Here is a 22,626-nt window from a genome sequence, read left to right as displayed (position 1 = left end):
TTTATTAAGCTGAACCCTGTTTAGCTTGTACTTCATCTTAAATTTGTTATAAATTCAGTTTTTTCTTTTTGAGCTATTATTAATGGGGTTATACAATTTAGTTTTTCATATAATAGATTTTTATGATTAAAAGTAAAAAATATCAGTATATTCTTGGCCCAACTCCAGTGTTTTAATTAATTGCTTGCACTTTCATATTTTCTTACCCCTCGACTTAAAACTATTGTTGCAATAAAAAAATACAGAGTTGTGAGCGTAAACAATAATATTAAATCAAATTTTTCATAACCACTCGAAAGATAATTTGAAGGAATATTAGCTATTGGTATCAGCGGAAAAATATAGAGTATTGAAGCAATAAATTTCGGATAAATTTCCTTAGGTTTTTCTATGATTGAAATAAAGGTATAATAACTCTCATCAATCTTTTGGATATTGACAAAAATAAAAGATAACGAAAAAATTATCAACATAATCAGTCCAATTAATAATGAACTTGTAAAAATTAAAATCATAAATATAAAAAATTTAGAAATATTAATACTATGTTCAAAGAAGATTATGTACATTGGAAATATAATTGAAAATAGACTAGGGAAATCAAATCTTCCAATCAAAATTTGATAACCTATCCTTATAGGTTTTATTAACATAAAATCAAATGTGCCCATTCTGATTGAATCTAAAAATAAAAGAAGATTAGGTCTAAAAACTCCTCTATATATGCCGTTAATAATAAGTGCAGAAGAAAATACTATAATTACCTCTGATCTATTATTACCAGCGATATCATCAATGAAATTGAATAGTAACTCAATAGATATTATTACTGAAAAGGAATATAAAAGATTCTGTATTAACATCATAAAGAAATTAAAACGAAATACTAATAACCTTTTTAATGAAATATGAAAAGAAGATGTAAATATCTTTATATATCGAATCATTTAACTTAAATCCTTTACAATTAATTAAGTACCGACAGCAGAAAATTTCTTTAAGCCCATCTTCCAACAAAGCATGCTAACTAATGTTAAAACTATTATCCAACCGCAAAACACTATTATATAGCTATTCATTTCTTGGATTGTGTAATGTCCGATTATTATTTTTGTAGGAAAGTAACCAATTGAAGCAGTTGGTAGATATTCCAAAATATTTGAAATATTTTTAGGGAAAAAGTCAATAGGAATAATCTGACCAGAAATTAAACTGATAACTACCATTAAGGTCCATATCAGGGCAAAAATTTCTTCTAGCCAAAAAGCTAGCAAACCAATTATTATACCTATCTGAAAGCTTATTATTGTGCCAATGGCAACGGCAATAATAACATAGATAAAATTATAGAAACTTACTTTTAAATTTACCCTTAGTATTAGCATTAATATACTAATTAGGATTGATCCACAAATCAACTCTATTATCTTGGTGCTCATTGTCTTAAAAAATAAGTATAAAAAATAATTTTGTGGCATTACGAGGTATTTACTTAAATTACCTTGTTTTATAGTATCCGCAACTTCATAACATACGGTTTGGAACATAAATAATGTAATTAATTTTATTATCAGAATAAAATTAATCATTTCTGAGGATGAATAATTATTGATTTCTTGTCTACCGTCATATATTGTAGAATAGAACAAAATTAATGCTCCAATACTTAGATTCCAAAGGATTATATTTAACATAGTGTTAAACCTATATTGAAGATTAGCATTAAAGTAAACTTTAAATGCAAATAAATACTTTCTATAACCCATATTAGTTCACATTCCTACTATCTTTATACATGATATTTTCGATTAGATTTGATACATCTTCTTCCTGAATTGAAATATCTCTAACTTCCTGAAATTGGGAAGCGATATTACTTAAAATATATTTATCAAATTTAAAGGGGGTTAATACTATAAGGTTTTCACTTTTTTTCATAACTTTTCCTATTCTCTCTAGTTCAAAAATGTTAGGAGTCCCTTCAAAAGTAAGGTGGATAGTTTTCTTTATATTAAAGTTCTTTTTTAGTTCTGTTATATTGTCATCATATACTTTTTCTCCTTTTCTCATAATTACTATTCTTTTACAAGTTGATTTAATATCCTCCATATAATGACTTGTTAAAACTATCGTAGCATTAGTTTCCCTGTTATAATCCAATAAGAACTTTCTTATATTCTTCTGAGATTGTAAGTCTAGCCCTATTGTTGGTTCATCCAATAAAACCACTTGGGGATGATGTAATAGACTATTTATTAATTCCATTTTCATTCGCTGGCCTAACGACAGCCTTCTGACCTGTATATTTAGAAGCTCCTCAACCCCCAATAAACTTACTAACCTTTCCAAATTAAATCGATAAGTATTGTTAGGTATTTCATATATGTGTTTTTGGAATTTAAAACTATCTAGTGCAGGCAGATCCCAAATTAATTGACTGCGATTTCCCATAACAAAAGAAATTGATTTGAGAAATTGTTTTTTTCTATGTAGAGGGGTATGACCTAGAACGGATATCTCACCTAAAGAATTATGAAGTATACCGGTCATTAATTTCATAGTTGTTGTCTTTCCTGCTCCATTCTCACCTAATAGACCTACAATTTCGCCTTTATTAACTTTTAGATTCATATTTGAAACAGCTGGGATATTAAAGTATTTTCTATTTACAAAATCAGATATTCTTCCTTTAATTCCATTCTGTATTTTGTACGACTTATAATATTTAGAAACATTATTCAAGATTATTTCACTCAATTTTTCACTTCCTTTTTTGACACTAGAATATTCTTGCTTAATCTAACCCTTTTCTATTAATCTAATTAATCTGTAAAGTGCCTCTTCTTCTTTATTAGATATTTCGTTAATCATAACCCTAATTTTATCGATATAAAGTTCCGGATTTTTATAATAGCCTCTAAAAAAAACACCTGCCAAACTAGTCCAGTTTTTAGATATATCTATAAATGATTCATATAATTCATAGATGCATTGTTCATTCTTACAATGTTTTAATAATACATCTCTCACAACTTCAGCATAAACTAATCTTGTTAATGCAGGTCCTCCTCTATTTTGAATATGGAAGTAAGCTTGTTGAAACACTGTTTGCATTTTGGGGGAAGTCCAAAAATCTGACCAACTCTCTAACTCGAATGCTAAATTTTTCAGACCTGCTATTCCGGTATATTTATTATCATTCAGTAAGGATCTACAATTATTGTACATACTATTTAAGAGTATTCCTTTTGTAATTTTTTCGTTAATGTCACTTTTGTGAACCGTATATATAGTTGATTTTTGGTTCGAGTCTAGCCATAGCGCATTTTCTATTATGTTAATTGGAATAACCCCTTCAAAACGCTTTACTGGTGAGGATGGAATATGACAGTCTAAAAAACAGACATCTCCATTTTTATCGATGTCTTGTAGGATAAGTTGGGATTCACCATTAAACTTATTAAATAACGGGTGATAATATAAATCATGGACATTTACAGAAACTATTACTGGACTCTTTATTAATAAATTTTTATTTATTATCTCAATTAATCCTTCTTTGGAGGAAACCATTTCTTTAAAGTTGATATTAAAATATTTATTAATGCTAGGAATGACTTCTGTCTTTGCCCCTAATATACAAATCCAATCTTCCATACTACTTGGTTTAGTAACCATGCTACCATTATTTATGTAGCAATATTCAAAGTTTAGTCCCTCTGTTAATGCAAAAAGTGTACCTTCATTTATTGGATTAGAATAAAAGTTGATAAGCTCCAAAAATGCAGAAAGATAACATAATTTATATTTTGAATTAGAGAAGTTATTTTTCAATTTCATCACTTACCTTAATATTCTAGAAACTATAAATGCTTCTGCAGCTTTCTTCCCAATTTTTGCCCCCCATAACTCAGCATTTTTCTTAATTAGTTCAATACTTCTTGGGTGTGGAGGGAGTCTTAATTCACTTTTGTATGCATTCATAGCCTCCAGCTTTATATTTATAGAGGAAGATATGTCAACAAATAAGTTAGGAGTAAATGATTCACCTAATGAAAGTGCATACTCCGTTGATGATAATGTTTCAAAGAGGAGTATTTCTTTGACTAAACTACCGGGTAAAGGTCTTGCAGCTGTAAGAACAGCTTTGCTAAGAATATTATGGTCATTATTCATCTCTTTATAATAATGTGTATATATTACATCAGGTGAATTGCTTACTATTAATTTTTCAACTTTTTTAACTATATCCAAAAAGTCATAACTATCTAATCTGTTGTTTGCTAAAGCAAGGAATTCATATTGGTATATACCTAAAATATTCAATGCATTTTTTGTTTCATATTCGTAATCAGTTAGAGTATTTAAGTCGAAGTCTTCATAATTTTCACACCGTGAAGATTTCCCTTCAGCAAAAATAATAACTTTCACGTTATCTCCATTTTGTATATGGTTATATAGAGTACCAGCAACTCCAATTATTTCATCGTCAGGATGAGCAACAATAGCTAAAACATTCATTTTTAAGCTCCTTTACGACCTTAATAATTTTATGGAATCAAACATATCTTGACTTATTTTTTCTTGGGCTGTTTTTGTCCAGTTAAAATAACTATTTGTTTCACAAACACTACAATTTTTTGACAAATCTGGTGTGCATTTATTGAGTATATCTTTTGTAGATTCACTATTTAGGTCCCCTAAATAACTATCTTCTGTCATGCCGCATACTCTAACTTTACCATCGGCTTCTAAAAGCACTCCCTCTCTGTCAAAAAAAACACATTCTCTATTTCCTTTTACTCCTTCTAAACGTTCGATTAACTTATTAAAGTAATGCTTAGTAGATCCGATCTTTTCATAGGAAATAGATTTTAAGAATTCTATAACTTCATTTTTTTGTTCTTGATTCATAACAAATTTATGAGCTAGTGGTGCACTGTTGATATAAGCTGTATTAACAGTGGCATATGAAAAATCTAAAAAGTAGTCATTCATTATTGCAAACTCAAATATATCCCTTAATTTATTGTAATTTTGAGATGTAATTGTTGTATTAATCCCTACCTCTAGGTTACTATGATTAGTGGATAATTTTTTCAAGCCTAAAAGAGAATTTTTTGCATTTGTAGCTGTGTTTTTCCTTCCTCTAATAAAGTCAGATGTTTTATCATCTAAGGCGTCAAGTGAGATGTTAACCCATAATTTAACCTTGGAATCTAGTACTTTTAATACATCTGTAACTCTACTTATTACTCTATTAGGATTTGATCCATTTGAATTTATTATTATCTCCTTTAATTGGTGACAATGCCTCATTATCATTTGTACTATTTTGTCTAAATCTTTTCTTAGTGTCGGTTCCCCACCTGTAAGATTTATTGATTGTAGTGTTGATAAATTTTCATCACTAAAAAACCTTTCAAAAAAATCAACAGGAAGATCCGTTGATTCTCTCCCCGGAATTGTACACATGATACATCTTTCATCGCAGATATACGTAGTTGGGAAAACTAATACTTTAATCATCCTACTCTCCTAACTAGTTATTATTATAACTTCACATTATTAATCAGATAGGACCATATTATTCTAATTAAATTAAATCTATATAGTCCTAATTTAAATTATCCTTTTTGCTCAATAATATAATTAGTTATGCTAGTTATTGAACCAAATACAGAGATAGATAAATCTTCGTCCGGAATAACAATATCAAAATGTTCTTCTAATTGTAGAATAAATTCTAATAATGCTGTCGAATCAAATCCATAAGCAGTTCCAAAAACTATCTCATCTTCAATTTCTTCTAACGATTGAGATAAATCTAATTGTTCCTTTACCATCTGTTTTACAGTCATTGTTATTTCCTGATATTTAATTTCATTTGTAATCATTTTACTAGCTCCTTTTTAAATTTATTTGTTAACTGACTATTTACTGACACATATTGTCTACAACTCTTACACATATCGTAACTTACACCCTTGCAACCGTTTCTAAATTTTTCATATTTTGTATTATTCCAAACTGAAGAAAATGATTCATCTACAATATTTCCCATGGTAAAATTATCAGGCGCATAGCAACAAGGGATTAGGTCTCCATTACTTTGAATGACTGCATGAGTAGTAGAAATATAGCAATCTTTAGGCCTATTAGAAAATTTAGCATGCCTATTTAACTCAATTTCTTCAACAGTGTCGCCAAATGGATCAGTAACTTTAAATGGTAAATCACTCTTTTCAAATATTGGCATTATATTATTCTTAAATTCAATTACATCTGATGTAGTTACTCTTAAAGCTTCTGACTTAGCGGTCCATTCATCCCAGGGGGTATCTATACTGGCAGGGGTAAATGTAAGGTAATCAAATTTACATTCCTTATAAAGCCTAGTAAATCCAGATAATGACATAATGTTCCTTTTCATTACTACACTATTAATAAATATAAATACTTTCTTTCCATTTACTTCATTATAATTATTAATTACTTTTATATTTTCAACTATTTGAGCATGGTTCCCTTTATGTTTCCTAATTTTGTCGTGAATTAAAGGATCAGGACTATCCATAGAAAACGTTATATTCCCCAATCCGTTTTCGATTAGCTCTATTATCCTGTTTTTATCGAGCCTTGACCCGTTAGTGTTTAATGATACCTTCATATTACAAACTTTTGCAGCATGATGAATAATCTCAGTCAAGTCTTTACGAAGCGTAGCTTCGCCACCTGAAAATGTAACGCATTCACATCCCATAGCTGACAGCTCATTTAAAACCTTCTTTATTTCTTCTAGTTTCATCACATATTGTCTACTTTTTTCTTGCTCTGCAATATAATCATCTAAACCACACATTTCGCATTTGAAATTACATATCCAATTAACCCTTATCTCAACGTCTAGTGGTTTATAACCTATATTCTTTTTCCATTTTTCCTTGAACTCATCTAGGTTTTTATATACATTTTTTAAAATCCTATAAGTACCAACAGTCATACTATTTCCCCTTCATGAAGATTACCTTTATTTTTCGCGAAAATATGTTTCCATTTTTTTCGAAAAAGCATTCCGTTCTTTACTGTTATCCTAGAGTAATTTAATTGGTTTGTTTGTTTAGTTGTTATATGTTGGTGGTGTAGAACTTTAACATATGGATAATATATAATTTTTAGTCCTATATCTCTAACTCTAAAACAATAATCAATATCTTCATACTGCACTGGGAAGAATGCTTCATCAAATAACCCAATTTTCTCAATTATGCTCTTTTTAAATAACCAGCATGCTGCTTGATAAGCATCTACTTCTTTTATTGTGTTAAACTCTTTTCTTGTTTCATGTTGTCCTTCTCCTAAGAATATCACCTTTCCAGTTTCAGTAATCTCTAACCCTGCTGATTGAATAACACTAGGCTGACATGCATAGTTGAGTTTTGGACCAATAATTCCTATATTTTCATTTATTAAATAATATTGATGTAGTTCTATTAGCCAATTCTCTTCAATAAATTCAACGTCATTATCAACAATTACTATAAATTCTCCTTTTGCAATAGACATTGCCTGATTTCTTCCACCCGTACAACCTTTATTCTCATCATTTAATACTATAGTTATAGATAAGTTATCATCAGAATGTATCTTCTTGAAGCTCAACAACCACTCAACTGTTCCATCACTCGATCCATTATCAACAATAATTAATTCTGTTTTTCCATTAATTTTTGATTTTAATAGAGACTGTAAACATTTTTTAGTAATATTTATGTGGTTAAGTGTCAGGATACAAATACTGTATATGTAATCGCCCATTCAAGTCATCTCCTAAGTTCTTTACAAGTTAGACTCAATTAATTTCTGATACATTGGTATGACTACTTTACTGTCAAATTTGTCCCTAATACTTTGAATAACGATTTCTGGTTTTAGTTTACATTCATCGTCTAAAGCTTCTATTAACCGCTTCTTTAACTCACCTTTTTTGTAGGGATTAAACAGATAACCATTATTCGAATGTTCAATCATTTCTTTGTTTCCTCCAAATTCAGAAGCAATAACAGTGGCACCCAGTGCCAGTGATTCTAAAGTAACGTATGAGAAGTTTTCCCATAATGATGGTTGCACAATAACCTTAGCATTTTTTATTAATGTCAGTTTCTCAAGATAGGTAGCATGTTCTATAAAGATTAGATTGCTTTTGAATAGTAGGTTTTCATCTATAATCATTTTTTTAAAAGTGTAAGGCCTTCTGTATATTGAATTTCTACCACAAAAAACAAATTTAATTGTAGGGAAATCTTTCATAATATCTTTCACAACTTTAGACAGTTCTAGTACTCCCTTTCTTAATTCCAAACGTCCTATATATAATATATAATCACCATAAACTTGGGGTTCTAAGGGGTTCTTAACATAATCATGATTAATTTTATCCACATCAATTGGGTTAGGAATAACATTAGACAGAATGCCCCAATCTCTTTGAATTATTTCGCCTAAATCTTTACTAGGGGAAGTTGTAAAGCAAGATTGCATAGATTGTTTTTTTTCCATTAACTTAATTTCTTCTTGACAACTATATAACTTTTTTCCTAGCATTATTCTTTCAATTAAATATAACGGAGTGTGAAATCTAGTGCTAAATGGGATGCTAACATTACTTACAATATCTAAACCTTGTCCCATCCACTCTGGAGATTCGATAAAGTCAACTTTGTATTGCCTTATTAACTCATTTATCTTAGCAAGAAACACTTTTGTAGTTTCAAAAGGACTTAAACCTGAACTTCCAGCAATATGTAAGTTAATATTTTCACTAAAAATTTTAGTTTTCTGCCCCTTATTAGCCTCTAGTGTAATAATATGTACAATATTATTAGCATTTGCTAAGCCTTCAGCCATTTCTCTTGTATAAGTGCCTATTCCTCCATTATTTTGTGCATCATACGGATTTTCAGAACTTAGTAAGATTATATTCATTTGCTTAATAGCCCATTTGTAATAATAGAGTTTATTGAGTCAATTCTTTTAAATTGAGCATAGCAATTGTTATAGCACGTTTTGCACCGATCTAATATCCCTTCTTCTGTCTCTTTAGCAAGTAAACTAGTCCAAATTTGTGAAAAACTTTGATTATAAACGTTACCTATTTTCTTATCGTAAATCCAGCACCTATATACGTCCCCGTTAGGATGGAGGAAAAACCCTGAATTTGAGAATATACACCCAATTTTTCTTTCTGAGCCTTTCAACATGTTTACAAGATCTTTATAATATGAGAGAGAATTAGTTAATAATCCCTCATTTTTTATAGCTGCGATAAAATCTGCAACATGATCTCTAATAAGCTGACTGTCCATATCCAATGAATCTAATTCATCATTTTGAAAATAAATTGGGGACCTCATTCCATATGTAAAGTCCATCTTAATTTTCATTTTTTTTAAGTTATTATACACTTCATATAATTCCTTATAATTAACTCTATTTATAGTAAAATTCACTGAGAATCTAAAATCATGCTCTTTTTTTAAACTTTTCAATATATTCAATGAATCCCATACTTTTGAATAACTACCATTTACGCCTCTCACCAAATCATGTGTATCACTCATACCATCGATTGATAAGTAACAATAAAGGTCAAATTGATAATATTGTTTCAAGTCGAGAATATTACTAACTAATCTTTTAAGTCGCTCTGGTAAGAAGCCATTGCTGTTGATTGTTACAGTTCTCAATTTATGACATCTCTCTAATAACCCTTTAATTATGTCGTACACATCTTTCCTGAGTGTAAGTTCACCGCCAGTTAAATTTATTGATTCGATATTTTGAGCTAATAATGGGTCATCAAAAACATTTAATAAGTGATCCATTTCCATATCCTTTTGATCATCTTTCCAGATGTTACACATTACACATTTAGAATTACACCTATAGGTAACAGGAATAATTGCAACTTTTGGAAAAAAATTTAATTTATTTTCCATCGTACCGCTCCTTTTTCTCTTAAAATTGATTAAGAAATTACACCTACTCCACAGCATCTACTGCACATTTCTGTCATGTTAATATTACAAAGTTGTTTTCTCCAAATCCTCATTTCATCATTATTCCACAAAGAGTCTAAATCTTTGTCAAGTAAATTACCAGGACTAAATTTCATAGATTCACATAGTAGAAGCTCTCCTTTTGAGCCGATTTTTAATCTAGCATTGACAAAGTCATTACAAATCAACTTATTATTTGTTCTTAATGTGCCATTAATATATTGATCTAATTGTTTAAGAAATAATGTTGGATAGAATGTTACTTTGGTTTGAAGATTAGTTTTATTTAAGCGAGGGGCTATTTCCTTTAACTTATTCATAAAACTAAGATCTATATTTGTTTTAACACAGTCATCATAGAATAAATTTTTGAATCCTAGTTCTTTTTGTGTTAAGTGCATAGTTTCGATATACTGTTCAACGGTGTAACACATTTTAAATTGAAAACTGATTTTGCTTACCCCCAAACTATTTACATAGTCTAAAATTTCCTCCAATTGATCAATATTCTCTTCAAGAATTACACAATTTACATTTACTGTTTTAAATGGAGTAAGTTCTTTAATAACTTTAGAAACTTTTTCGAATGATCCTTTTCCTCTAATTTTGTCATTTACAGATTTAAGACCATCTAATGAAAACCAAACCTCATGAAGGTTTTTGTATTTTTTTATTTTCTCAATTCCTTCCCTATTTATTAGAGTACCATTACTTAAAAAAGATATTTTCTTCCCAGAAGTATCAAAATAATCTAAAATATCGTAAATATCCTTCCTAACAAATATTTCTCCACCAATAAGGAAAACTGAATCCACCGGTGTTCTTTCAAAAATGCTCTGAATATCTTCTAATGTAATATCCTTTGTTCTTTTTTCATGATTTTGTTGAAAACACATAGGACAATTTAGGTTACATTTAATAGTTAGATAAAGAAGACAATCATAGGGGGAAAATGAGGCTCCTTCATTTATTAGAAAATTATGCTTCATTTTAGCGATACGATCCATTAACAAATTCCTTCCTTATTAGTTGTAAAAAACTAAAGTTTAGATTTATTTATTAACCATATTACTATAATAGAATCTAACGATATTTCTTAATCCTTTTTGCAATTCAGTCTTTGCAGTAAAATTCAATAAAGACTCAGCTTTATTCGTATCAGGAAACCTATTGAATACTTCAATTTCTCTAGGCCGGACTCCATTATTCCCATACTCTAAATAATGAATTTTCGGACTTTTCCCTATAATTTTACCTAATAACTCTACTAAACTATTTATACTAATTGAATTTTTATTTCCTATGTTGAAAATTTCATAGTTTTTAATACTTTTATAATTATGAGCCGCTAACATACCGGTAATAGCATCATTAATATAAGTAAAACATCTAGTTTGTTCCCCATCTCCATATATAGTTATAAAGTCATCATTAAGTATAGAAGAAATAAATTTATTAATAACAAAATCAGTTCTTTGACCTTCCCCGTATACATTAAAAAATCTAACTATATTAGTTTGTATATTATCTTTGTAATAATACAATATTTTTTCGCATTCTAACTTTGTTTTACCGTATGGGGATTTAGGCTTAAAATTTCCAGATTCCTTCATTTTGGACTCTGTTAACTCGCCATAGACTTCACTACTGGAAGCAAACGTGATTTTTTCCACCCCGTTCTTAATACATGAATCCAAGACATTTATAGTACCTTCTATGCTTGTCCGAAAGAGTCTTTCTTCTTGAATTAGACAGCTATCAACTCCAACTAACGACGCTAAATGAAAGACTTCATTAACTCCTTTTAGCTCGTACATCAGTTTTTCTCTGTCTAAGATATCCACTGATGAGAAATTCTCAAAATTATTACTTTCACTAATATCAATAATTTTTGGGTAAATACCTCTTCTATAAAAGTAATTAAATAAGTGTGACCCGATAAAACCCGCACCACCAATGATTGCAACAGTCCTCATCTATAACTAACCCCTATAAGAATACTTTTTCACTAACAATACTAGCTTACTAATAGATTCAGCATTTTCAATAATTAGATCTGCATCATCTAACTCAATACTAAATACTTCTTCAATTTTTATTAATGTTTTTATTGCAGATAGTGAATCAAGTCCTATAGTAGATAAGTTTGTTACCACATCAATTTTAAAATCTTCAATTTCTAATATATCCCCTAGGATATTTAAAATTTTTTTTTCTGTATTAGATTCTAATTTCATTTCCATTATACTCCACCTTTATACAAGAAGTTACATTTTTTTATAAAATTAGGTTATCATATTTTTTGAAAACTAACAATTTTTTTTGTATAATATTTATTATAAATATTCACAAAATTATAATTTTATTTTTATTTATAGTTTTTTTGGAGGGAATCATGAAATTTTCTTGGGTATTACCAGATAATAATTCACTTAATAAATTTGAAGATGAAGAAACATTTTTAAATAAAAACATTGAAGAAGCCAAACTAGCTGAGAGGAATGGCTTTGATTCCATTTTAGTTTCTAGTACTCCAAATTCTTTTGATCCATGGATATTAGCAACGTATCTAGCTATGAAAACGGAACGTATTAAATTAATTGTTGCTCAAAATACAAGTCATGTTTTGCCGAGTAGCACATTAAAAGCATTAAATACTCTAAATTATATTACTAATAACAGAATTGATATAAATGTCGTAACTGGAAGTTCTAAAGAAGGCATTTTAAAAGATACTAAATACCTCAATCATGAAATAAGGTACAAAAGAACCTATGAGTTTCTAGAATTACTACAAAAATTACGTAAGGGGATTTGTTCACATGAAGGGGAGTTTTTCCAAGTAAATAATGCTACTATATATCCAAAAATAAGGGGGGAGGACTCTTCAAGTATTTTTGTAGCCGGTAGCTCTAATGAAGCTCTTGCTGCAGCTGCGAAATTTGGAGATTACCATTTAAGTTATGCTGATGATTTTCCTAATGTTGGTGAACAAATCTCAAGGCTTAATAATCTTTCACAAAGATACTCAAGGTCAGTAAAAAGTGGAATATATATAAATATCATTTCTAGAAAAACAACTAATGAAGCATGGAATGAAGCCTATAAGTTAATTGAAAGAGCCTCACCCTTTCAAAAAAGGCTAGTTAAGTTATATTATTCTAATGCAGATTCGATTGGTATTTTAAAGCATAATGCATTCAATAAAGAATTCAGTAATAAAGCACTGTGGGGAGGATTAGCGTCTATTAGTACAACTGTGTCTTTATCTATTATTGGCAGTTATGGTGAAGTTGCAGATACTTTAAAGAAATATCAAGAACTAGGTGTAAGCTTCTTTTTACTATTGTCAGCCTCAAATGATAAGGAAATCGAGCGGATTGGTAATTATGTTCTTCCTTACTTGAAAATGTGATGAAAGGATGTTTCATTTGATATATATTCAAGAAATTGGTAGCTATATACCAGATAACTACATATCAAACTATCAAAGAAAAGGTATGTTTAATATTGATAATCACTTTATAGAACAATCGATAGGAATTAAGCAAGTCAGCAGAAAACTAAAAGATGAAGATACTTCTGACATGTGTTTAAAGGCATTTGAAAATCTACTTAGAAAGACAAAAATTAAAGTAGAAGATATTGATTGTATTGTGGTTTGTACTCAGAATCCAGATAAAGAAGGATTACCAAACACTGCTTCAATTCTTCATAAGAAAATGGGGGCTGTTGAGGAATGTGCCAGTTTTGATATTTCAATTGGTTGTTCTGGGTATATTTATGGATTATCAATAGTAAAGAGTTTCATTGAATCAAACAATATGAAAAATGGCCTTTTATTCACTTGTGATCCATATTCAAAAATAATTAACGATATTGATAAAAATACTACTCTACTTTTTGGAGATGCAGCTACAGTAACACTACTTATAAACACTAACCATATGAATACTAATACCTCTAAATCAGGATTTTCACCAATAAGGTTTATTTTTTCAACACAAGGTGAAAAGTACTCTTTAAATAAAGTAAATGGTTTTATTAATATGAATGGAAGAGCTGTTTATAATTTTTCTGCAAAAAAAGTACCTGTACAAGTAAGAAAATTATTAGATGTAGAAAAAATGGACGCAGAAAAAATAGATCTTTTTATTTTTCATCAAGGAAGTAAATTTATTGTTGAAACACTTAGAAAAAGACTTGAACTACCTAGAGATAAAGTTCCTATTTATCTGGAGAACCAAGGAAATACAATTTCTTCGTCAATACCACTTATTTTAGAATCTAAACTAAATAATAATGAATTAGAATATGTGATTCTAAGTGGATTTGGTATAGGCTTATCATGGGCAAGCTGCTTATTAATGAGGAAATTTGAATGATTATAGGAATTGGTACTGATATTATAGAGCTATCAAGAATTGAGAAGATATTTGGTCAATCAACAAAAGAAAAATTTATAAATAGGATATTAACTGAACAAGAAATTCTGATAGGATATAAAAGAGGTAATAGTTTATGTGAGTTTGTAGCAGGAAGATTAAGTGCTAAAGAAGCAGTAGTAAAAGCATTTGGCTGTGGTATTGGTAAAAAAGTTGGGTTTCAGGATATAATAATATTGAATGATAGTGAAGGAAAGCCAATTTGTTCTATATCAGAAAATGCTTTATCACGTCTTGGAATAGAAAATGGATTAAGAATCCATGTAAGTATTAGCCACTGTAGACGAATAGTAAATTCATTTGTAATAATAGAGAAGAATAATTAAACAACTATTTAAAAGGACTATTGATATTTCGAATATAATCAATAGTCCCCTATTATATATTTTTATTTTTTAAATATTTCTTTATTATTTTCTCCTGTTTTCTTTCTTTTTTTTCTAGGTTTCGCTTTTGAATAAGAGCTCTCTTTTTTTATTGCCATAAAAACATAATAACCCTCTATCTCCCATATTTTAACCCCACCGAAAGTAGAAATTAATTTATTTTTGTACCACTCCTTTCTCTTGGTTACTAAATAAATATGTCCCCCTATAGCTAACCTATTAAAGCCTTTTTCTATAATCATTTTTGCAACTGAAAAGTCCGCATGATATGGTGGATGACAAATAATTTTATTAAAATCATTAGTTAAAATATTCGAATATCCATCACTCAATGTAACTTCTACTTCTGGTACCCCATTTAATTTAGCGTTCTCTTTTGAACATTTTACTGCTTTTTCATTAATATCAACCATGGTTATATTGGCTGGTATACATAGCTTTGCCGCTAAAATCCCAATTAAACCATAACCGCATCCCAGGTCTAATACTTTATCGTTCTTTTCAAATTCAATAATTGACAACATTGCAAGAGTACCCTTATCCAAATATTTTGGAGAGAACAACTCTTCGTTTGTTTTAAATTTTAGTTCAACATCATTTACCACTGTTTTTATCAAATTTTTCACCCTTTTGTATATAAGTAATAAAGGAAAACTGTAGATAAAATCATTATTAGGAGATCCTATCTTATAAAGTTGACTATATTTTGTTTTATCTAACCTATCTATAGTATCTAAAATCGGAACTGCCGATCAGGTTCAAGGTTTTCTTTATCCAGTGTTAGAACACGTTCAATCAACACATCTAAATAACTTATTACATTATAGTTGCTACTGGGCATAAAAAAATTTCAACCTCCTGAATATCCTTATCCCGAATAACCTTAATATATGATTCCCCTAAAGTTAACTGCTTTATTTTCTAGGTATCTAAATCAATGCCAAATGTATTAAAACCTAAACTAGAAAAATTCAAGGCTAATGATAAGCCCACATATCCTAGACCCATTATCCCTATCTTGAGTTTTATTTCATATTTTTGTTAGTAAGTTTGTATTTTTTTCAAAGAATAACCTCTCACCTACACCTTATTATAAATTAAGTATGAAATGTTGAACAACAAAATAGAGTACTCTGAATATTATTGGATAAATACTCTAAGAAACTATAATATCGATACCCTGCTCCCTCTGCCATAAATATTTTACACTATCCATGTATAAATTTACATATTGTTAGTAAATATTAAAAATTTGCACATACAAAAAAGAGTGCTTTGCTGGTCATATACTAAATTAGAGCACACTTAATATTTTTAATATGAAAAAACATTTGATTTATTCTTTTTAAGCACCTTATAATAGCTCAAGAATTTTCTTTTCGTGTTTATATAACTGTTCAGTTCGTATTGCAATTCGCGATTTGATATTAGATATATCATTTTTTAGGTTATATCTAGCGACTAAATTATTCAGTATTGACCAGCATTGATAAGATTCTAGAAAAAGCTCAGCCTCCCTAATTAAATTTACACTTTTAAACAACTTGTATATTTGAAAGCGAGAATTACAAACTTCCCTTAAAGCTTTAAATAAAAAATTCATACTTTCTCTTTGATCCTCTAAATCTATATATTTTAATATATATTCCTCGATTTCTCTTATAGCTTCAAGCCCAATTGTAGCTCCACTATAATTTTCTTGTTTAAAATTATAAAGAGGATTCCCAGCCATGATATGTAAGTATTCATATTTTATATTATTAATAATATCAGTTGTTGATTTTACTGAATCTTTCAGGCTTTTTGTTTCTATAGTAATCAATTTCCTATCATTTGTATGGGGTGACGTAATTGCTTCTTTTATAAATATTGTACTTAATTCTCCTTGATATAAAAGAGTATGATCAACTATATATGATTTTTCTTTATTTATTTTTATAATCTCTATCATATGTCTTGAATGAAATTTCTTATAATATGGTTTGTAGTATGGTAAATAAAACGGGTCACAAGTAACACATATGGCTAAGTTCAATTTCTGGGAGCTATAGATATCATCTACAATTCTATTTAGTTGTTCTTTTGAATAATGATATTCAATTAATTTAATATTATGATTTTCGAGGAAATCAGATGAATAATCTTTATAATAAGGGGAAAGATAAAAGATTTCCCCTACTTCTTTAAATAATAACCCTGCTTGTTTCCATATTAAATCTACATTAATATCACTTCTACTAAGTATTGCTGAGATACATGATTGCTCACAGTTTAAATAGTTATTTTTATATATTAAACTCTTATCCACAAGATAACACTCACTCTTTCAGTTATTATAGTCTTTAGAATAGCCATATGTCATTGAAAATATATGCATGAAGGGATTGTCAGGTAACAAAATCTCATTAAATTGTAGTGTTCTATCAAATTCAACTATCTCGTACCATAAGGTTCCAGATTCATCGTAACAAATACCATTCATATTGTGTAAATAGTCAAATTTCTTAAAAATATAATTTTGAAATAAACTATTTGTTTCTAATAAACACGTTAAATTTATCTTCTTTTTTAAAATTATATTATTATTTAATATAAAAAGAATATTATCTGAGAAGCTACCATTACTAGAATTTCCTATTATATGTAAAGAATCTGCTCGAATAATTGAAGGTAATTCTATCCTTTGCCCCATCAGTTCAATATTGTCTCCTTTTGAATTGGAATAAAAATGGAAGGGCACATCTTTATGAAAATATGTATTATTGTGTAGAAATTTTTCAAGAGGAAAAGAAGAATTACCCAAAGTTAAGTTTCCTTCTTTAACTGTACTAATTGATGTGAAGCCTCTATTATTAATATACGGTTCAATATTTAATACTTTATAATCAATCATTAAATCACCTACATCTTTATTAATATGAAATACCAGAACCATTATCATGTCCGTCTCTAGATAAAAGTGAGAACACCAAACTAAATCTTCTGCTATTCTTCACTACACTTACAGCATGGTATGAAGTTTGACTTATATATAGTCCAACACCTGAGTTATTAAGTGGCGGTATAGTGGATACAAGACTATCCATATTCCTACCCTTAAAAACCCCGAATAACCCTCCATCATCTTCCTTCCAGTCTCTATTTAAATAAACTATAAACCTGTGAGTAAAATCAGCTTTGTTATTTTCGATGTAGTCTGTGTGTATTGTGGTTCCGTGACCAACTTCGTGTTTTACAGCGGCAACAGAAAATTTCTCGAAAAAAGATGTTTTAAAAATCTCCTCGAACGTATCAAGTAAATTTTCCAGTGATTCACCACTAAAGACAGATAACAAGTTATCCGGTAGATTATCCTTATTAATAAAAAAACCTGAAGATTTATGATTAGATGCATCATTATATTTCCATAATTCGTTATTTTCCAACCAGTTTAAAATGTCGTTTGCTACTTTTTCTTCAAAAACTTTTTCAACTAAAATGTGTCCATAAGGATATATATTATATGTTAGTCCATTAAAAATAAAATTTGAATCTTTTTTTCCTTTATATACCACTAATTTCTCCTCCTAAAAAATAATAGAGGATAGATATCCAAAACCGGAGATCTACCCATTAAGAACAGCTTATTTTTTTTCCTTTTTCTGTCTTTCAACTAATAAGTAAGTTTGGTCTGATGCTGGCCCGGGTTGTACACGAACATCTTCAAGGTTTGTTTTTAAGTCAATCAATTCGAATTTCATAATAGCACCTCCTGAGTATAATTTTTCCTAATCATTTAGGATATCTTAATTTTAAGTTATTCTGTTTAAAATTGTCAATTATTTATCGAAATATTTAGAACATAAAATATATTTAATTGGTTATGTATTGAGATAGCTAGGTGTTGCAAGATTATAACCTTCTAAATATAAGGAGTGGGAGGTAACCAGAACCCTATTATCTCCATAGATTAACATTAACAATTGCAACAAGTTCAACTTGGTAAAAAAAGCTTACCCTTTTATTTATACTTTATTTAGGTTTAGTAATTAGCCACTGAGATTTTAAATATAAAAAGAAGGGTAAAACAAAATTAACTTCTTCGTTAATAATCAAAGTCGTCCTATCAACTAAAACAAACACAGTTATTGTGTCCCATAACTGTGTTTGTTTTAATTATCTATTAACACTACTTATCACTTTTACATAATAATAACTGTAATTGGTAACACTAATTATAGTAACCAATGACTTCCCGTTTCCCCTTATACTGCTGTTCTTCGTTTTTAATAGAATTTAATTTGAGGAGTACTTTTTGTTTTAACTCACTTACAGACAATTTATCAAGGATGTCAAATTAATCACTTCTTAAACTTTCAACTATAATTTATATGATGCGAAAATTCCTCTTTTAATAAAGTGTTTATGTATATTTGCATATTTAGGTTTTAGTCCTGCTTCCCGTATAACTTCCCACTCTTTAACAACGCCTCGATTTAACATCAATTTCTTTACAACATTTTTAATTCTCCTCATTTGGAATTCTTCAATGCTTTCTAATCCATTTTCCAGAATAAACTTAGTTTTGGGTAACTTATGCATATTTTTGTATAATAAGTTTATTCTCCCCATTCTTCTCCCTACCTCATTTTTGGTAACACGTTGTATTTTTTTCTCATTTAAAATATCTTTAACTATAGATTTTGCTAGTTCTTCTATCTGTATGTCACGCTGCTCCCAGTCAATTATCGACCCTTTACTTTTTATCCTAATCTTCTTGGGAGAATGTTCTTTAAGCCATTCTTTATCATTCCTATATAGCCACATGTAAAGGTTTGAATTACTTTTCCTTAATTCAGAAATGGAAAGACCCGTGTTTTCATTAATTAATTTTAGCCATTGTTGCTTTTGACCTTGCTTTTTATCATTTGAAATAGACTCAACATTGATATTTATTAGATCATCTTTTAGCAATTGGTTTATTACAGTTTTGGGGTCTACACCCAACACTTCTGCTTTTTTTCTTAATGATAAATCACTCTCATTGATCTCCTTTAGTTTCTTCCTCCATACACCCCCAAACTCTTTTATCCTTCCTATTCTATATCGATCTTCTGTAACCAAATCAGGTCCTTTTCTAGAATACGAAAAACCACATGTACACTTAAAGGTTCCGACTGGATTAGAAGATTTAAAATCCTTTGTAATCTTAACAGTGGTAATTATAGACTCCTTATAATGATCCGCTGCTTTGTTTAGACATGGCCATGGATCCACACCAAAAGGATTATATGTGTCGGTGTTAAATTTTTTTAATAGTGATTCTACTGTTTCCCCTAAAAAGCTAATAAGTAATATATGTCTCAGAGGGTGGCAAGATCCTCTAGGTTTCCTTAGTACTTTATGTAGCCAGGTATCCTCTGTTCCGAAACTAATATTACTATTGCATTCCTTCAAAACATTATCACCATAATAAGAAGTGAAAGATGCTATTAGTTTCTTCCATCTAATATTTCCAGATAAAGTTACAAACTCCATTTCTCTAAGTTTGCTCACATAAAATACCCTTAATTTTTCTGGAATCATTGCTGTAAATCTAGATTCGAGAAGAGTATAGCTTTGTTCTGCCACGGTTAAAAGATGTTTAAAATCATCTCGACTATAGACAATTTTCTTTGAGTCATTCGTTTCGATGCTATTATCTAATGTAAATAGGCTATGCTTATTAGTTCTTTTACTTAAATCTATCTTCGACTTAATTAAGAATTTCCGGTGAATATGACATACTAAGACACCATCTAATTGATGTGTTCTGTGCCAATATGTTTCTCCATACATTCTCGTTTCAAATTTCACGCAGTCTTCACAATAATATAGACTTTGTTTACTTTTCACACTACTTGCTGTTCTTCCTAACAGCATATACAAATCTGATCCTTTTCCATTTACCATTTTATTAATTAAAGTTGAATACCTGTTTATAGGAATCCAAGGCTTGTAATAAGGTAATATTGTATGGTTATCGATAATTTCATTAGATGTTAAGGAATGGTGAGGAAGGTTATTTATTAAGTTTGAAATACTAGATGGAAAAAATAAAGTGGAACAAATTGTACTTGATCCAAAACTCTCATTTAATGAATGTTTGAAGTTTTCGTTTCCTGAATATTGGTGATATCTTGCTATCACACTATAAAGTAGTTCATCTTCATATAGCTTAGGAAAGAAGAGCATAATTTACTCCTTAAATTAGAATATGCTCATTGTTCCCGTAATTCATCACTTTAAATCTTCTCTTTAAAACTTATTTTAAGTTCTTTTATATGTTCTTTTCAAAAAGAACATTAATTTCATCTTGGAAAGTTTCAAATTTTTTCATGTATTCATCCATTTTCAATCCTTTAGGCATATAGAGTGCAAAGTATCTATCATATCCATCTCTCCATGCCCATCCGGAACTTTCTCCTACTAGAAGCCATGTTACCCCTTTGTGATATACGTACTTACTACCTGTTTTAAAATTTGGCATCTCTAATACTACTCGGGGTTTGTGTAACTCAGGAAACCCTGAAGATTTTCCAATATTTTTTCCTTTGTAGGAATACTTAATAAAAACACTTTTGATAATAAGTTTTGCAACATTATAAGGGATGGATGACCAACTTATATTTTCCCGTGATGGTTCATCTTTCATTTTTCTAAGTGCCTCTACATCCTTGTTTGTTGTTAAAACTAAATCACCATTATTTTTATTATACTTGTTATAAAAATCTAGTATTTCAATTGATTCTAATAAGTACTTATAGCCTAATGAGTTTAATTGTTTATTTATTAGATTCTGATGTAATTTCAACAGTTCATTATGAACTTCTTTTATTGCTGCATTAATATTTAGTTCGTTTACATTTAATGATTTCAGTTCAGTTTTGAAGGATTTTTGCATACCAGTATGATTATTTAAAAAATCTTCTTTAAGCAAGGTTAACATAACTTCTGTATTCACTGATTTGCTTACTGAGGAAACAGGGATGCCACTATGTTGAGCGTAATTTCTTAAGTTATATACAAGTCGGTAGCTAAAGCATCTATCATAAATTTCATTAAGCTGTGTTTCATAAAAACTCAAAAATTTTTCATCCTTATTTCTACTAATAAATGTTTTCCAATGATCTATAAAAGCCTTATAAGCACTGAGGTAGTTATTAAGTTGTCTAATTACTTTGTTAGAATTTTCTCCTTTTAAAGAGTTACTTAATTCCTTATACTCTTCAATAATTGATTCAATAAAACTATTTTCTTTATAAAGCGAATTAATTAACTTACTTGATTCAGTAATTTTCTCATTCTCTTCAGCTGATATTTCTTCTAAGATTTCAATAGAACCTTTGTTTAGTTCTAATATCCACGTCATGAAATAAACTCCTTTTAATTATTTTTTACTTTAGCGAACATGAACCTATAAGGCACTAATGCCACAGCCGCCACACTCTATCCTCTTTCTTCCTAAATAAAATTGTATTAATGACAATACCAGAAACAGATTCATTCACTAATTTTCATAATAAAAGTGCTCTCGTTAAAATAAATTACTGTTTACGACAATTCAAAAATATTGTATATAGCAGTTATTTTTTAAAAATTCAGACTTAATCCACAAGTACTGCATAAAATTTCGGTTTATATATAATTCATTTAATATTAAATACTTAATTAATTTATATTACCCCACTACTTAATACCAATTATTTCATAATTTAA

At 29.1% G+C, this 22,626-nt stretch carries 23 protein-coding genes; 3 read left to right on the top strand and 20 right to left on the bottom strand.

Annotated elements, in window-relative coordinates:
- Positions 1-176: 176 nt before the first annotated feature.
- The 14 genes from MKY77_RS01615 to MKY77_RS01550 form a co-directional block, all read right to left on the bottom strand.
- Positions 177-866 carry an ABC-2 family transporter protein gene (locus tag MKY77_RS01615; RefSeq protein ID WP_342515625.1) on the bottom strand — a complete coding sequence of 230 codons (690 nt, stop codon included), beginning with the start codon at positions 864-866 and terminating at the stop codon, positions 177-179.
- Between the two features lie 105 nt (positions 867-971).
- Positions 972-1,766: an ABC-2 family transporter protein gene (locus MKY77_RS01610; protein ID WP_339148484.1), complete on the bottom strand. Its 795-nt coding sequence runs from the start codon at positions 1,764-1,766 to the stop codon at positions 972-974.
- Between the two features lies 1 nt (position 1,767).
- A complete protein-coding gene (locus MKY77_RS01605) occupies positions 1,768-2,757 on the bottom strand; it encodes an ATP-binding cassette domain-containing protein (RefSeq protein WP_339148483.1) in 990 nt (329 codons plus the stop codon).
- A gap of 42 nt (positions 2,758-2,799) precedes the next feature.
- Positions 2,800-3,840 carry a DUF4872 domain-containing protein gene (locus MKY77_RS01600; protein ID WP_342515624.1) on the bottom strand — a complete coding sequence of 347 codons (1,041 nt, stop codon included), beginning with the start codon at positions 3,838-3,840 and terminating at the stop codon, positions 2,800-2,802.
- Between the two features lie 3 nt (positions 3,841-3,843).
- A complete protein-coding gene (locus MKY77_RS01595; RefSeq protein WP_339148481.1) occupies positions 3,844-4,521 on the bottom strand; it encodes a PIG-L family deacetylase in 678 nt (225 codons plus the stop codon).
- A 12-nt stretch (positions 4,522-4,533) separates the two neighbouring features.
- Entirely contained in the window at positions 4,534-5,529 is a 996-nt protein-coding gene (locus MKY77_RS01590; protein WP_339148480.1) for a radical SAM protein, read from the bottom strand.
- 98 nt (positions 5,530-5,627) lie between these two features.
- Complete coding sequence (locus MKY77_RS01585; RefSeq protein WP_339148479.1) at positions 5,628-5,897, bottom strand: acyl carrier protein; 270 nt, start codon at positions 5,895-5,897, stop codon at positions 5,628-5,630.
- Positions 5,894-7,003, bottom strand: a complete 1,110-nt coding sequence (locus tag MKY77_RS01580) for a radical SAM protein (RefSeq protein WP_339148478.1) — start codon at positions 7,001-7,003, stop codon at positions 5,894-5,896. The genes MKY77_RS01585 and MKY77_RS01580 overlap by 4 nt, the downstream gene beginning before the upstream one ends.
- Positions 7,000-7,818, bottom strand: coding sequence for a glycosyltransferase family 2 protein (locus MKY77_RS01575; RefSeq protein WP_339148476.1), 819 nt, complete (start codon positions 7,816-7,818; stop codon positions 7,000-7,002). Before MKY77_RS01575 ends, MKY77_RS01580 begins: the two co-directional genes overlap by 4 nt.
- Positions 7,819-7,839: 21 nt before the next feature.
- Positions 7,840-8,985 carry a glycosyltransferase family 4 protein gene (locus MKY77_RS01570; RefSeq protein ID WP_339148475.1) on the bottom strand — a complete coding sequence of 382 codons (1,146 nt, stop codon included), beginning with the start codon at positions 8,983-8,985 and terminating at the stop codon, positions 7,840-7,842.
- A complete protein-coding gene (locus MKY77_RS01565) occupies positions 8,982-9,998 on the bottom strand; it encodes a radical SAM protein (RefSeq protein WP_339148473.1) in 1,017 nt (338 codons plus the stop codon). The genes MKY77_RS01570 and MKY77_RS01565 overlap by 4 nt, the downstream gene beginning before the upstream one ends.
- A gap of 29 nt (positions 9,999-10,027) precedes the next feature.
- Complete coding sequence (locus MKY77_RS01560; protein ID WP_339148472.1) at positions 10,028-11,065, bottom strand: radical SAM protein; 1,038 nt, start codon at positions 11,063-11,065, stop codon at positions 10,028-10,030.
- Between the two features lie 45 nt (positions 11,066-11,110).
- Positions 11,111-12,034, bottom strand: a complete 924-nt coding sequence (locus MKY77_RS01555) for an NAD-dependent epimerase/dehydratase family protein (RefSeq protein WP_339148471.1) — start codon at positions 12,032-12,034, stop codon at positions 11,111-11,113.
- Positions 12,035-12,040: 6 nt separating this feature from the next.
- Positions 12,041-12,301 carry an acyl carrier protein gene (locus MKY77_RS01550; protein ID WP_339148470.1) on the bottom strand — a complete coding sequence of 87 codons (261 nt, stop codon included), beginning with the start codon at positions 12,299-12,301 and terminating at the stop codon, positions 12,041-12,043.
- Between the two features lie 152 nt (positions 12,302-12,453).
- On the opposite strand from MKY77_RS01550, the gene MKY77_RS01545 reads away from it, so the two are divergent.
- The 3 genes from MKY77_RS01545 to acpS are packed head-to-tail and all read left to right on the top strand — an operon-like array spanning position 12,454 to position 14,829.
- Complete coding sequence (locus tag MKY77_RS01545) at positions 12,454-13,473, top strand: LLM class flavin-dependent oxidoreductase (protein ID WP_339148469.1); 1,020 nt, start codon at positions 12,454-12,456, stop codon at positions 13,471-13,473.
- 16 nt (positions 13,474-13,489) lie between these two features.
- On the top strand, positions 13,490-14,443 hold the full coding sequence (locus MKY77_RS01540; RefSeq protein ID WP_339148468.1) for a ketoacyl-ACP synthase III: 954 nt from the start codon (positions 13,490-13,492) through the stop codon (positions 14,441-14,443).
- A complete protein-coding gene (gene acpS, locus MKY77_RS01535) occupies positions 14,440-14,829 on the top strand; it encodes a holo-ACP synthase (protein WP_339148466.1) in 390 nt (129 codons plus the stop codon). The genes MKY77_RS01540 and acpS overlap by 4 nt, the downstream gene beginning before the upstream one ends.
- A gap of 62 nt (positions 14,830-14,891) precedes the next feature.
- Here the strand turns inward: acpS and MKY77_RS01530 are convergent, their stop codons facing one another.
- The 6 genes from MKY77_RS01530 to MKY77_RS01505 form a co-directional block, all read right to left on the bottom strand.
- Complete coding sequence (locus MKY77_RS01530) at positions 14,892-15,506, bottom strand: methyltransferase (protein ID WP_339148465.1); 615 nt, start codon at positions 15,504-15,506, stop codon at positions 14,892-14,894.
- 737 nt (positions 15,507-16,243) lie between these two features.
- The gene (locus MKY77_RS01525; RefSeq protein ID WP_339148463.1) at positions 16,244-17,197 is read right to left on the bottom strand and encodes a hypothetical protein; all 954 of its coding nucleotides are present in this window, start codon (positions 17,195-17,197) and stop codon (positions 16,244-16,246) included.
- Positions 17,198-17,215: 18 nt separating this feature from the next.
- A complete protein-coding gene (locus MKY77_RS01520) occupies positions 17,216-17,824 on the bottom strand; it encodes a hypothetical protein (RefSeq protein ID WP_342515623.1) in 609 nt (202 codons plus the stop codon).
- On the bottom strand, positions 17,802-18,443 hold the full coding sequence (locus MKY77_RS01515; RefSeq protein WP_339148460.1) for a 2OG-Fe(II) oxygenase: 642 nt from the start codon (positions 18,441-18,443) through the stop codon (positions 17,802-17,804). The genes MKY77_RS01520 and MKY77_RS01515 overlap by 23 nt, the downstream gene beginning before the upstream one ends.
- Before the next feature lie 805 nt (positions 18,444-19,248).
- Positions 19,249-20,499, bottom strand: a complete 1,251-nt coding sequence (locus tag MKY77_RS01510) for a TnsD family Tn7-like transposition protein (RefSeq protein WP_342515622.1) — start codon at positions 20,497-20,499, stop codon at positions 19,249-19,251.
- 688 nt (positions 20,500-21,187) lie between these two features.
- Positions 21,188-22,279, bottom strand: coding sequence for a hypothetical protein (locus MKY77_RS01505; protein WP_339148458.1), 1,092 nt, complete (start codon positions 22,277-22,279; stop codon positions 21,188-21,190).
- Between the last annotated feature and the right edge of the window lie 347 nt (positions 22,280-22,626).

Origin of the sequence: Sutcliffiella sp. FSL R7-0096, assembly GCF_038595065.1 — a bacterium.
In the GTDB taxonomy this organism is placed as follows: Bacteria; Bacillota; Bacilli; order Bacillales; family Bacillaceae_I; genus Sutcliffiella_A.
This window is presented reverse-complemented; position numbering and strand designations above follow the sequence as displayed.